11 protein-coding genes and 2 pseudogenes are annotated in these 13,881 nt (G+C 41.8%); 3 read left to right on the plus strand and 10 right to left on the minus strand.

From position 1 onward, the window contains the following. Positions 1–435, plus strand: a pseudogene (locus V7R39_RS15550) (DEAD/DEAH box helicase); the annotation flags it as partial. Positions 436–1,169: 734 nt separating this feature from the next. On the opposite strand, the gene V7R39_RS15555 reads toward V7R39_RS15550, so the two are convergent. From V7R39_RS15555 to V7R39_RS15580, 6 genes and pseudogenes are all read right to left on the minus strand, one after another. After that, positions 1,170–1,706, minus strand: a complete 537-nt coding sequence (locus tag V7R39_RS15555) for a hypothetical protein (RefSeq protein ID WP_334031813.1) — start codon at positions 1,704–1,706, stop codon at positions 1,170–1,172. 3 nt (positions 1,707–1,709) lie between these two features. Beyond that, on the minus strand, positions 1,710–3,899 hold the full coding sequence (locus tag V7R39_RS15560) for an integrase (protein ID WP_334031814.1): 2,190 nt from the start codon (positions 3,897–3,899) through the stop codon (positions 1,710–1,712). An 11-nt stretch (positions 3,900–3,910) separates the two neighbouring features. Then, positions 3,911–6,379: a hypothetical protein gene (locus V7R39_RS15565; RefSeq protein WP_334031815.1), complete on the minus strand. Its 2,469-nt coding sequence runs from the start codon at positions 6,377–6,379 to the stop codon at positions 3,911–3,913. Between the two features lie 4 nt (positions 6,380–6,383). Beyond that, positions 6,384–7,793: a tyrosine-type recombinase/integrase gene (locus V7R39_RS15570; RefSeq protein WP_334031817.1), complete on the minus strand. Its 1,410-nt coding sequence runs from the start codon at positions 7,791–7,793 to the stop codon at positions 6,384–6,386. A gap of 186 nt (positions 7,794–7,979) precedes the next feature. After that, positions 7,980–8,207 (minus strand): annotated as a pseudogene (locus V7R39_RS15575) (Y-family DNA polymerase); the annotation flags it as partial. Then, positions 8,207–8,614 (minus strand): LexA family protein, encoded by a 408-nt coding sequence (locus tag V7R39_RS15580; protein ID WP_334031819.1) that lies wholly within the window; start codon positions 8,612–8,614, stop codon positions 8,207–8,209. The gene V7R39_RS15580 and the pseudogene V7R39_RS15575, both read right to left, overlap by 1 nt. 329 nt (positions 8,615–8,943) lie before the next feature. Here V7R39_RS15580 and V7R39_RS15585 point away from each other — a divergent pair, with 329 nt between their 5' ends. Beyond that, a complete protein-coding gene (locus V7R39_RS15585) occupies positions 8,944–9,804 on the plus strand; it encodes a formate/nitrite transporter family protein (RefSeq protein WP_287008638.1) in 861 nt (286 codons plus the stop codon). Between the two features lie 64 nt (positions 9,805–9,868). Here V7R39_RS15585 and V7R39_RS15590 read toward each other — a convergent pair whose 3' ends face one another. Both V7R39_RS15590 and V7R39_RS15595 read right to left on the minus strand, forming a co-directional pair. Further along, on the minus strand, positions 9,869–10,627 hold the full coding sequence (locus V7R39_RS15590) for a methyltransferase domain-containing protein (RefSeq protein WP_334031821.1): 759 nt from the start codon (positions 10,625–10,627) through the stop codon (positions 9,869–9,871). A 30-nt stretch (positions 10,628–10,657) separates the two neighbouring features. Continuing rightward, complete coding sequence (locus V7R39_RS15595) at positions 10,658–11,419, minus strand: Nif3-like dinuclear metal center hexameric protein (protein ID WP_334031824.1); 762 nt, start codon at positions 11,417–11,419, stop codon at positions 10,658–10,660. Between the two features lie 234 nt (positions 11,420–11,653). Here V7R39_RS15595 and V7R39_RS15600 point away from each other — a divergent pair, with 234 nt between their 5' ends. After that, the gene (locus V7R39_RS15600) at positions 11,654–12,013 is read left to right on the plus strand and encodes a hypothetical protein (protein ID WP_334031825.1); all 360 of its coding nucleotides are present in this window, start codon (positions 11,654–11,656) and stop codon (positions 12,011–12,013) included. A gap of 55 nt (positions 12,014–12,068) precedes the next feature. Here V7R39_RS15600 and V7R39_RS15605 read toward each other — a convergent pair whose 3' ends face one another. Together V7R39_RS15605 and sohB are read right to left on the minus strand one after the other, a co-directional pair. Continuing rightward, positions 12,069–12,692, minus strand: coding sequence for a TetR/AcrR family transcriptional regulator (locus tag V7R39_RS15605; RefSeq protein WP_287008698.1), 624 nt, complete (start codon positions 12,690–12,692; stop codon positions 12,069–12,071). Between the two features lie 60 nt (positions 12,693–12,752). Further along, positions 12,753–13,775 (minus strand): protease SohB, encoded by a 1,023-nt coding sequence (gene sohB, locus V7R39_RS15610; protein ID WP_334031826.1) that lies wholly within the window; start codon positions 13,773–13,775, stop codon positions 12,753–12,755. Positions 13,776–13,881 lie beyond the last annotated feature (106 nt).

Consider the following 13,881-nt stretch of genomic DNA (forward strand, 5'->3'; position numbering starts at 1 on the left):
GTTGGCATGATAAGTGAAGGAACGAATATACCTCGGCTACGGGTTTGTTGCTATTTATCACTAGTCACAACAGAACTTTATTTTAGACAGGTTTTAGGCCGTATTTTGAGGGTTCAGTATTCACCTTTCGAGGCTGGATATCTTATAACACTCGCACACCCTCGTTTGCTTGAGTATTCCAATCGTGTCGCTGAAGAAGTACCGCATTATGCAGTGGTAAAATCACCAGGCACTAATCAAGTTTCTTACTCTGAGCATCCTGATTCGGAAAACGCCAGTGATTTGCTCCCCAAAAGTACGGAAAAAAATCAATTTCCCACAGCTACCTCGGATATTGAAATAGACGATGAGCCTTCTCAAGGACCACTCAAATCATGGTATGAATCCAAGATTGACTTTTTCGGTCGCTTTCAGCAAAAAGTTTTCATGTTATGACTTTCTGCCAGTTTTTTGCCAAAAATAATCGAGCATCTTTTAAAATAACTTTGGATATTTCATTGTTATCACACAAGGTGGTTGCTGAAATAATGTCGTTTGTAGCAAAGCAAGAAGCATGATATTGAACTTTGTATCGTCTACGAACTAGTTAAGTACAAGGCCCCATCAAAAAGCAGTATCTCAAACAATGCAGTTAAGTCTGTAAATAGATTTTACAATGGATGGTCATAGGCCAGGGTTACCAGTCTTGACTATTGTTGGAACAGGATATGAAAAGGCACTTGGTGCCATAGAGTAAATGGAAAGTTCTAGCTCACTCATATTCCTTCCCAATTCAATCGAAGAAAAGTATAGAGAAGACGTTGATAAGGTAAATTAAAAAATTTTAAGCGTTACAAACAAAACAAAATCGAGTACGACATTGGAAATCCGGTACAAGCCATTTTTTCAATTGAGTCTTTGATAAACGCGAATAAATCGTACTTTCTCCGTTTGGCCCGAAAATACATTTTGCCTGTTCTCTGATTGCTGCCATTACTCACCCTGAAACCTCTGTTTGGTATGTTAGTGAAGAGGGTAATGATAAAAATTCATCTCAAGATCGAGATGTAGCCACGCTCATCGGCTTCAATTGTAAGATAAAGGGAAAAGATAAACCAAAGTATCACGAAAAATATGAGTTGCTTCACCGCGAAGAATCGTATGGAAATTATCTGGAAAAATTCTCCAGATTAATCTAGCTTCTCTCGCTTTTTGAATTCTAGAACGTTGCTTGTTGCCCCCGTTGTTTCCACACCGATCATTAACTCAATATGCTTGCATTCTTCAGGCATATGTTCCCACATAGCAACGGTCATTTGGTGCATTCTCACAGCTTGAGACTTTAAGCGTTTTTTATAATCTCCAAGCTTTTCTTCTTTCTTCTCAATTTCTCCCTTGAGCTTTTTGATTTCTTTTTTAGCTTTGTCTAAGTCTTCCTTAGACTTTATGTGGAGAGAGTAGTCGCTAACCACAGTATCGGACACATTACTTACTCCATAAACGCGATTTGCTTCAGCACTTTCGATCAGCGATTTTGTTTCTGGATAGCGCCTGGCCGATCCATTCGATAACCCCGCTTCTTTCTCAACATTAGAAACAACAATTTTAAGCTTGTTGGCTTTAAGCTTTTGTTTCAACTCTCTGTTAATCGGCTTTTGATCAACAAGCCGCGCCAATGCGTCTCTTAGCTGTCTTTCTGTTGAGCTTAATTCTGCCTTATCTGTCATGCCTTACACCTCCCTCGTCGTTTCGATAACCAAATTCAGCACATCTTCTGCAAATTCATACTTTTCGTATTTTAATCCTAGCTCATCCATGATCGCTTCCGCAGCTTTTACCTGCATAAGGTATTTGGTTGCAGAGCTCGAGTTTAATTCATTGGTTTCTTTTAAAAACTCAACATTTCTCATTGCGTCCATACGAGAGGATTCGGCATAAACAGCATTTTCAATAAAATCATATTCGCAGTCTACACATTCACTTAAATCAATATTGATACGCATTGAGCATTGAGTGTTAGTGCAATACATCCCAGGAGCAATAGCATGTAAATGCTCTTTACCGTTGGTTAACCGATCTATCCAGTAGTCAACCGATAGCTTGCGCTTGCTTACTCCATCTTCAAAGTAACTTTCACCTTCGCGACTAATTTCAGTCGCTGCGGCTTGACCTTTACCTCCTGCGATACGCTTACCATTCGCCATTTTTTGATATATGCGAGCAAATATCTCAGCCTTTTGCGTGACTCGTTCTTTTTGTATTTCGCTGTAAAGTTTTTCAAATGAATAGGCATTTCGGGCATACCATCGCGTCATCGCCATCGATAAGTGAGAAAATTGCTGCTTCAAGGCGGGGAAAGAACACAGCTCATAACCAATTAGATAGTAAGCGAGGGAGCGCCGTGTCTGGTGTGGTGAAAAGTGAAATCTATCACCCTGATTAAAAGATGTCTGGGCTGGGTCGGAGGTCTGTAGATGCCCCATATCTTCTGCTGTAAGTGTAAAATTAAATTTATCGCTGTTAAACCCCGTATTAATTTTAGTGTGCAATGCGCTCTTCCCTATAGGTTGGGGAAAAGCGATGTCCTTCAAGTTTGCAAACATTCGATGATTATTTTTCTTTGCAAATCTATTGCGATAAGGCGTATTGATAGCATTTAACATATGAAAGGCTTTCCAACCCGCCTCAGTGGTTACAAACGTGTCATTTTTGGTTTGACTACTGAGCGTAATTTTTGATTGGCGTGTAGTTAGAAAGTAAATGGTTTCCTTGCCAGTTTCGGACTCACAGCCATTTTTATCGAAAGTCATTCTTTGCGCACCGTAAACAGGACTTATTTTGTACAACTCGTCTACGCGCATTCCTGACAATGCCAAGCAAAGCCATGAGGCTTTTGTGTTCAAGCTTTTCAAATACTCTCTTAAACCAGCCCAGCCATAATGAGTGTTGCCAATGCGTGCTCTGCAGATACTAAGACATTCTCGTCGTATTTGAATGCGGGGTTGAATAGATGTGAATATTTGCATCCACCGTGGATCTTCACCTTTATCCGCTAAGGTTATTCCATTGTTGTTGAGCGCCTGGGTAAATCGTTCCCAGGACTCTGCATAACCGCTACGAGGTTTATAGCTAAAGCCGCTTCTAATCCTCAGTATTTTTCTTTTTACTTCATCGGAATAAAAGGAAATCATCTGCTCAACTGCTTGTTCGATTTCATCTCTTAGTCCGTAGGCTTTTACGATATCTTCACTGTACCCTTTTAATGCCGCAAAATAGATTCGGGGGGGAATCACCACTTTTCCGTTTTGGGCATCAGAACTCATGTTGTACATCTTATGGGTTTGATGTGAAAAATTGACCTTGAAAGGTAGCAGCCCTTTCAAGAGGACAAGACTATTCAACCCTATAAAACAATAGCTCCTAGAAATATCATACCATCCCTCAATAACCAAAATTTCTAGATGCTCTGCATTCAACTCCTCAAATGACTTGATGCCACGTTTGATTAGTTGGGCAATATCCTTTCGAAGAGAGTTTTTTTTATTATTGATTGAAGCCAGTTCTATATGTTTAACAGAAAACCACATATCCGCTAATGCTACGCACTTCATTTGATTAAGCATGTGACGCTCTTTTTGATGAAGTACAATGACATCTTCTTCTTGCTCTGGCTCAATGTTAAAAATCAAGCTCGTGACCCCACTGCCTTTGTAGTCAGAATCTCTAAACGCCCATATATCCTCGCCAAACAAGATGGTCTTTTTTTGATCTTGATAGACCACCATTTTGTCTAACTCTTCCCAATCGCCTCGCAGTAGCGCAGGGAGAAGTTCCTGTTGCAAATAGTCGCCTCTATCACCAATTAAACGCATGGTATCTAAGGTTGAATCCATATCTTGTGAGTTTTCAAAAGACAGCATAGATATAGCTCTTATAAAAATTGGGTGATGGAAGATAACGAGTCAAATAGTGGATAACGCCCTTTTTCTTCGAGCAAATCCTCAGCTTGTTCAACGGTCTCTAATGGTAGTCCGTCAAGGTTCGCTTGAAAGCTATTTATCTTTAATTGAATTACCGAAGCGCGTTCTGGGTATTGGTCAATGGCTTCACTTAACGTATCGAGAAAGCTCAATAGTTTATAAATAGCGTAGGGGTCATCAACGAGTTTGGCGCTTTTGCAAAAGACGCAAAGATCGTATTGATAGCAGGTTATATCTTGACCCTCTTCAATAATCCCTTTTTTTTCAGCGAACTTGCGTGCTGCATAATGCCAATCTTTCTCTGACAGCAAATCAATTTCCCCGCCGCAGCTAATGCCATTGGGGTTTGTAGGAGCATTACGTTGTTTCCAAACATCGTATTCTACGACGGGAATTTCCAATTCTTTCTTTACCGATTCTATAGCTTCACTGCGGCTCTTGCCCTGGGCTATGTAGACTAACCCCATCATCCCTTGTGACACTTGCTTGTTGTTTGAAACAGGGTGGCCATTGGGGTAATGCCTTTCAGTTGTTTCAATATTGTGTTGCAAAATTTTTCGGGCTGTCGACCCTTTTTCTTCTGCTTTATACTCTAAGTTAGAATGAGTAATGCGAATCCTACTGGCGGTAATATTTATAAAATAATCACCGCGACCAATGCCACACAATTTTAACAGAATTTCGCGAATCGGAACCTCACCTTCTGACCACTGACGAGTAACATGTTTACCACCCAGCGGTAGTAAGAATGGATGCTTGGATGTTGAACTCCCCCCACCAAAACCATAATTTTTTCTGGGTAAAGGGTTTTTGCTCGCAGCATAACGCTCAACCAATTGAAGAAAAGGTTTGTATTTAGCTGAAACAATAAACTCACCTTTAGAGCCATCAGCATATTTGAAAGAAACTGTGATCGCTCCATCAGCATCTTTCTCTGAATATTTAAGCGGTATAAGCGCGTTCCGCAATGAAACATCAGTCACACATGAAAGAGCAGCATAAGCAATAGGCATTGCTCTTATTGTTACAACTTGCTTTTTAAGAACGGTGACTTTTGCTTCCATCATGTATACACCATCATCTCGTTTAATCTTGTTAAACGTGGTCATCTTTTGATCTTTAACAATGTCGGCGTAGGTTTTGACTAGATGGTCGGTCAACTCAGCTCTGCTATCAGAAAGCAAATTTAGGTTCTTTGATAATTGGAATGAAGCTCTAGACACATCAACATTGCCTTTATCACCTTCACTATTGAGGAAATATATCAGAGTGTCATAAGGGTCTTCGCTGTAGGTTTTCGAGAGGAGTTCGAGTGCTCGAAGAAAGGTAATTCCGTCAGTTTCTCCAACAGTGTCGCGCTTATTGATGTCAGCGACAATAAACCCAGCCTCCTCATCTTTGGCTTCGGGGTGAGAGCTTTCTTCTAAGCCTGAAAATAACGCTTTTACGTCCTTTGATGCTCGACCTTTGTAAGCGCGAACTTGAGCAACTGTTGATGTCCGACCATCTTTATTTGACGTAACCATTTTGATGGGGTGGCGAACCTGTCTAATCACTGTGTCGTTAAATGCTGTGTAATAGGCAAACAAAGTGTAAGCTGCCGCCATACATTGATTAAAAGGACTCGCTGGGCCTTCTGAAGCTGAACCATTTTTTCTCCCAAGTGTAATCGTAATGTCACGATTACCTATTCTTTCAACCACAATGCTTTCTAGGTATTGAGGCGGGGGCGATTCGGGATTTTCTTCTTTAAACGCAATAAGTTGAGTTACCAAAGAGAAAAAGAGAAGCTGAGTGCGTCTAACTAGTGCATACCATTCGCTTGGTGTATAAGGTAGTGTAGCAAAATCTGTTGTCTCACCAGTAAAGCTCTTGAGCGTGGCTTGCATGTCTGACACGTCAAAATCAAGCACTTGAAGAATCGAGTCGAGATTCATCTTTTTTTGAAGAGCTGAGGATTCCAACAAACCAAACTCTTCACCATTATGATACTGAAATTGGTATTTTTTAGGCTCACTAGCAATGTCAACTAAGCGCCATAACTCACCTGAGTTACCAGCGTAATAAAGATATCCAACCTGACTAAAAGGGTCGAACTTCTTGATGTCGCAAAATGCAATGTAAGTCCTTAAGGCGCTTAATCTAGCCACTAGAGACCATGCATTGGTTTCATTTTTCTTCTCTTGATCAACCCACCTTTTCAGCTTTTGCATTCTTTCCAGCCGAGAGGGTTTAGCTAATGCTTTTTTGGGATCACACTGTTCATGGCACCAATAAATAAAATTGTATCTTGTGCTGTTAAGCACCCCTTCTAGCCTTATATCAACGATCAAATCTAATGAAGTAACATTTTTCTTAGTAACCGGCGGAGCGTGTGATTTATTTTGATTTCTCGATGCTGCTAATCGACTTTTTGCCATGTCATCACCTCAGCGATTGTTGTGCGAATTGATTTTTACGCTGAGCGAATTCCAACCATGTTTTATTGTCATTCATGTAGTTAACGTATTTTTGAGTGGTAGAGGTGCTTTCATGCCCCATCAAATCAGCCAGCTCCTGTAACAGAGCCTCGAAGGGCTTATCTGTTTCCATGTGTTTGCTGTACAGCCAGTCGGTTGCGAAAGTGGCTCGTAAGTCATGAGGGGCAAAATAAATATCAAGCCCACAGTGCGTCAAATCATTGCGGATAGTTTCCACATACTTTTGAATGGTATTTGGAGCGTAGATATTGCCATTCGATTTAACGAATAAGTGGTTATGACGAAGTAATCCTTTTTCAATAGCCTTCTTCCTCGCCTTACTTAACTTGTACTCGTACAACAGATCCATGACACTGGCTGGGATTTCAATTGTTCTGTTTTTTTTGAACTTGGTTAAGCAACCGTTAATACTCTCACCAATTTGCACCTTAACTACTTTAGCTTTTGGCTTGTTCACAACAGAGGCAGGAAATGTTATCAATTCCTCCAATCTCAATCCCGTTTCAGTTTTTAAGTACAGCATTAGGGCTTTAGTGTCATATGAATTTTCAATATCAAGGTGTTTATAAAGCTCTTGTTTTTCATCTTCACGAAGTGGGTTAAGCTCCCGAATATCAGCATCTTGAGGTTTTTTTATGTTCTTAAATGGTCTAGTGAGACCTGTGGTGTATACAATAATTTCCTTACTGTGACTGCGATTGAGATGTGAGAGCATTTCATGTTGTGCTCTGTTTCCTTTGTTGCTTATGCAAACAGTCTTTGCCTTAAACTCAAATGGTCGAAAGGTTTTGCTGATTGAAATTATCCGCTGGCGATGAAGGAAGATGAAGTAATTGACAACTTTTAAAACATAGTTAGAGGCTGTACTTGGAGAACCATCGACTTTTCCATTTTCATTCTTGGTATAAAGGTTTTCCAATAAATAGTCTCGATATCTCACGATTGGACTTTCCTCTACCTTCTCGGTGCAGTCATATATTGTTACCGGGGATTTTTCATCAACCAGAAGGCCAGTCCTTTGGTGAGTATGTTCGGGGATTTCCGTGCTCAACCACCGATAGAAGCTCAATAACGCAACTGCATGGGATTGAATCGTCTTATCGGAGGATATATCTGGGTCTGCCAACAAAGAGTGAAGATATAGATTCACTGGCACCACATTGATACCATCGGGGTCTATTAAAATTGGAAGTTTATGAGCAAATGATTTTGCGTTGTTCCTAACGTCATGGATGATCTCGCCACTTTCAGGGTCTGGCCTACTTATAAATGAGGGATATTTCTCCGTACTAATCCACATAAGACAATAGTCAAAGCCGAAGTCATCTGGAAACGACCTATTCTGTTTAATCACATTAACACCTAAATCATCCGTTATTCACACTGCTAAGCCTTCCCCCAGGGGGGCGCGTTCATACATCTACTTTTTCAAGATACTTCTTAACCAAATATAAGAATTGTAACCACCCCTCGTCTCGACGTCTAATTTATACAACCTGAAACATTACAACATGTGATGTCTAAAATATTTCCCAACTGTAAGCTCATAGTTTGAACTCGTTACCGTTACACCGTATTTTTCGACAACGTCTTTTACCTGAAAATAAGGCACGAATTTCTTAATGCCTAATCGTTTCGCTATGGGACACACTGCCACCACACAGCCATCGTTATTGCTAAGGGTGATCACTGGCTTTTTACGCAGGTCTGGCCGCATCACTTTTTCTGCTGATGAATAAAACCCCGACGCATCGCACAAAAAGAACACTAGGCGCCTACCTTCTTGTTAAGCGGCACGTGAATTCTCACTGAACGAGTGACTACCCCTTCAAGGGAAAAGTCATCGCCCTCTTGTATAAAGTATGGTACGGCGTCAGATTGCGCAGAAAGTAACGCACGACGCTCCATGTCTAGCCGTTTACAGCAAAACACGCCGTTAAGCACCGCAACGATAATAGACATGTGTTTAACCTGTTCCGCTCGTGAAATGATGAGCACATCACCATCAAAGATACCGTCCAGCTCCATTGAGGAGCCCTGAGCGACACCAATCCATGTCGCGGAAGGTTTATCGATGAGCAAGTCGTCAAGGCTTAACTCCATCTCTATATATTCTGCAGCAGGGCTTTCGAACCCTACTAATCCTGCTTGTGCTTTAACCGGTATAACTTTCATAAAAACCACAACACTGTACACATATACAGTATTGTATTTTTAAACGTGGATTGCCGTCAAATTACATTTTGAATCGGAAAGTTAAAGCCCTGATTTTGGTGTAACTATATTCTGGTAAAGAACAAAAAGCCGGATGATCCGTTACTCACTAGATGAAGTTTAAATAACACACTGTTAACTACCTTTGATGCAATACCAGTTCGCTTTACATGCGCCGTGCGTATTGTACGAGAATGTTGTACTAGAATGCTGTATGAGCGTGTTGTATTCGAAGATGGACATCGGCAGCGCGGTCGGGCTGACTATTTAAGCGGAGTGATTGTCAAACTATGTCGGACGAAACAGAACTACGTAGAAACTCTGAAAACAAACATTCTGAGAGCAATGATTCCCAGAGCAATAAAATGGCTCGTGAAGTAGAAGATTTGTCACAGCCAAAATCCCGTATTGTTTATGAAGCCATAAAACAAGCAGGGCAAGAGGAACTCACAAGACCGACTCCAAGCTTGTTATGGTCGGGAATAGCCGCCGGTATCTTAATTTCATTTTCAGTGCTTGGGGAAGCAATTCTTCGCACGTATCTGCCCGATGCACCTTATAGTTATTTAATTGAAAACATTGGTTATAGCCTAGGTTTCATGCTGGTGATATTGGGCCGCATGCAATTATTCACTGAAAATACAATAACGACCGTTCTCCCACTCATAGAAGATTTTAAAAAGAAAAACATGTTCTGCATGGCAAAGCTATGGAGCATTGTGTTGACAGCAAATGTTATTGGCGCTTTTTTAATAACGGCGTTGTATGTGTTTACACCGGCATTACCTGAGGATGTTGCGCCAGCGATGCTCTCTCTAAGCGAACATGCCGTTTTCATGCCCCCCTTAGATAGTTTTTACAAGGCCATCCCCGCAGGGATCCTTATCGCAGCGATCGTTTGGATGATCCCCCAATCTGAGTCATCAGCCTTTATGATTATTCTGGTATTGACATGGTTAATCGCTGCGGGAGACTTTACCCACATTGTGGCAGGCTCCGTTGAGATGGCCTATCTCATGTGGCTAGGGAAACTTGGGTTGATGGATGCCACATTTGGATTTTTTCTTCCCGTATTTTTGGGCAATGTGGTCGGTGGCACATTGATATTCTCATTTTTAGTTTGGGGACAGGTGAAAAATGAAATTGAATAAAATCGGCTAGTAGCTAGCTTCTAGCGACTAGCGACTAGCAGCTAGTGATAAGCAAAGCACGATATCACTTTCTTACAATAAGCTGAAAGTATTTGCCCAGCCACAGGTAGGGGGCAGATTTGTGGTATTTCCTCTCCAAGGCCAGTAAGTCATCGTACTTAGTGTTTTGATGAGAAATGTCGCGCATATAGTCATGAAAGCATCGAATACCGGCCTTATCCAATACAGTAAAACCGAGTGTTTCGCAGTAGTTAAGTACCTTCACTGCAGAGAGAGGCTGCTTTGGATTTAATCGAACCTGCTTTTTAGCCTTCATGCCTTTTTCAATGTAATCAAAATTACCATAAATCGCATTGGCGAATAAATTAGCGTCATGATTAAAGAAGCTTAGACTCATTATCGTCCCAGGCTTCATACGCTCATAGATAGAGGACAATGCTTCGTAGGGGTTGTCTAACCATTCCAATACGGCGTGGCAAATAACAATATTGAAGCGTTTAAAGTCGGCTATCTCCTGAAGAAACTCTTGCCTTATCTCAATGTTATCTCGAATGGCCTCATTACTACTGTGAGAAAATAGGTCTGCTGCTTGTTGAAGTACATCGCTAGAGGCATCGGTTAATACAACGCTATGCCCCAATGCGGCTAAGTGCGCTGCCATTACACCCGTGCCACCGCCTATTTCAAGTACCGTACTGTTGGCAGTAAGGTGGCTATCTAACACGTCACAAAGCAAGGTATGGCGAAGCTTTCCCTTCGTAGTACCGTAAATATTCTTGGCAAACTTATCAGCGATGCCGTCAAAAATATGGTCATCAATCATAGTGTGAGTTCACATCCTGGAACGAGATAATTAGGCTGGATTGTCTATATCAACAAACTCTACGGCTACATCGAAATGAGATTCGATGTGTTCTCCCAGCGCTTTTGCACCGTATCGCTCTGTAGCGTGGTGCCCAGCAGCAAAAAAGGCAATATCCATCTCTCGTGCCGTATGGATAGTTTGTTCAGAAACTTCTCCGGTAATAAATGCATCAACACCTAATTCCACGGCTTGCTCTATAAAGCCCTGCCCGCCACCAGTGCACCAGGCTAAGGTTTTTATCGGTTTTGCTTCACTGCCCTCAAGCAAAATAGACCGTGATAACAGGGAGCCCAATGCAGCACGTAATTCTCCTGATGAAAACGCGTTCTCAAATTCCCCCCGCATTAAAACACCGGTGGGCTTAACTGACGCCACAGCTGCAATATTTTTTATCCCCAATAAGTCCGCTAGCTGACGATTATTGCCAAGTTCGGGGTGAACGTCTAAGGGTAAATGGTAGGCATACAGGTTAATGTCGTTTTCAATCAACGCCTTTAATCGCTGTTTTTTCATGCCGGTAATGGTTTGAGATTCACCTTTCCAAAAATAGCCGTGATGCACCACAATGCCATCGGCATTTCGCTTAATAGCTTCATCAATTAGCGCCTTCGATGCGGTAACTCCCGTGACTAATTTTGTTATTTCTCTAGCGCCTTCAACTTGGAGGCCGTTTGGGCAGTAATCGCTTATCTCATGAGCTCTAAGTAACCCGTCTAGATATGTTTTAAGCGCTTGATTAGTAACCGACACGTGAACTCCTTTAAAGCATTAGCTTGAAAATTAGACAGAATGTAAAAAAAACGTTATAAAAACCATGAGCATTTTTTATACTTTGTGTTGGAAGTTTTGCCGCTAAGTTCTGTATCGGCAAAAACGAAGGCAAAGGCACAAAGCAACGCCTCGAACAGGTCAGCACAATAACAAAATATGAGTAATAAAATAAGCAAAACGAATTAAGCGAAACAAAATAACAACGGGAAAATTATGGCAAAACCTGATAAAAACGACGTTTTAGAAGAATTTATTCACGCCTACACTAAAGCAAACAGTAAACAACCGGATATTCAAGCCAAAAGTGGCTGGTACAGTGTCGATGGTGGCAAAAATGTGAGGCTGGCACAGATTCAAGAGATGACTGCAGCGTTGCTAGAAAGTGGAAGTAAAACACCCTCCACACCGAAAGCGGCAAAAAAGGCTATGTCTGAAACCCCGCCTAAAACTACTTCTAAAACTAGACCTAAGAATGTGGCTAAGACAAAACCGCAGAAAAGCGGCTTCTCAGTAAAACAGTATTGGGCAGACAAACTAAACGCTGAGGCACCGGGCTCTACACAACCTCGCTAGATTTCGGCTAGCTGTTCGTGGTTATTTTATCACTAAGCCTTGCGTCTTATTTTGGCTACCTGCCCGCTAGACCTTGCGCTACGAAGGGGACTAAATGCGCAATGACCTCGCGGATATCAACGTGCTTTTGAAAATCAGATTCGGCGATTTCGGTGAGTGCTTGACTTGATGCCATGGAAAAGACGAAGCTGCCTATGGCGAAATGCAAACGCCAAAATAGCTCTTCCTCAGGCACGTGCGGTAAACAGTGTTGAATAGCACTAACCAGTGCTCGTACCGTTGCGCCATAGTCTGTCATAATAAAACGTCGTAAATGGCCTTGAGTCTCGTTGTACCCTCTGCCAAGTAGCTTAACGAAGTTAGCTGTGCCGTGTTCAGTCACGGTATTAAGCTCAAGCATAGGTGGAATAAGTGTGTAAAGCAGCTCTTCGACGCCTTGTGCTCCTTTAGAAGATTCAAAAGAGTCTAAGCAGATGTCGATATGGGGCATAAGTTGGTCAAAATAGCGTTTGAAAACAGCCTGAATAAGATTTTTTTTACTGCCGTAATGGTAGTTGACCGACGCAAGGTTAACCCCTGCCCGCGTGGTTATTTCTCGCATTGAAGTGTGTGAAAAGCCATTTTGGGAGAACAAACACTCTGCTGCATCGAGAATGTCGTTTTTCGTTTGCCGTGCCATTTTTTCTTTCTTATTTTGCTCGTAAAGTGGGGCAATCACTGCCCCGCTTTCACATGTACATTAAAACCAGTGTCTGGCTTTACTCCACGATTTCATGATTACCCGCTCAACCACTGACGCTGCCGACATACCAAGTTTTTCAGCCACATTCTTTTTCACAGAATACTTAACACTAAAAATTTCTCGTTCAGGGTAATGAGATAAGATGTAGTCGTCAGAGGTTGTAATATCATCGATTAAACCAAGCTCTTTGGCCTTAGTACCAGGCCAATATTCACCTGTCGCTACACGGTCGATGTTCATATCTGGTCGCTGGCTATGGACAAAGTCTTTGAACAACACATGAATTTCTTCAATTTCTTCTTTGAACTTGGCGCGGCCTTCATCGTTATTTTCACCAAACACCGTTAGGGTTCTTTTAAACTCACCCGCGGTATGTTGCTCAAACTCTATGTCGTTTTTCTTTAATAGCTTATGAAAGTTTGGAAGCTGCGCCAACACACCAATGCTGCCAATATAAGCAAACTGAGAGGCGAGAAGCTTATCAGCAACACAGGCCATCATATAGCCACCGCTTGCTGCTACTTTATCAACCGACACGGTCAGTTTAAGCCCTTTTTGTTTTATGCGCTGAAGCTGAGAAGCAGCTAGCCCATAACCATGAACAACACCGCCGCCACTTTCAAGACGCACTAGGACTTCATCATCTTTATCTGCAACACACAAAATTGCGGTAATTTCTTCTCTTAGATTATCCACCTCGCCTGCATCCATCGAACCTTTAAAGTCGATGACATACAGTCTAGGCGGTTTCGGTTCGTCGTTCTTTTGCTTGCCTTTCGCTTTTTCCTCTTTCTTTTGTTCTTTCGCTAGTTTTTTGGCCGAGTTTTTGTCTAGCAGTACTTGCTTAGCGTATTGCGTTATATCCTTTAGCTGATCTGAGATTGACGTAATCTCTAACTGCCCTTTACCGTGTTTTTGCTTATTTGCTACGCCAACAATGGTTGCAACAACAACCACAAACGCAACCACCAAGGTCACCGCTTTGGCTACAAACAAGCCGTATTCGTACAAAAACTCCAAATCTTACTCCTAGTAAAAAATAAAGGGTTTGAACACTTCAAACCCTTACAAGCAAAGATAGAATGGGTACGCATACTCAAACTACAAGTGCGCTACCCCATTCTTC

This window comes from Alteromonas sp. P256, from assembly GCF_036864455.1.
In the GTDB taxonomy this organism is placed as follows: domain Bacteria; phylum Pseudomonadota; class Gammaproteobacteria; order Enterobacterales; family Alteromonadaceae; genus Alteromonas.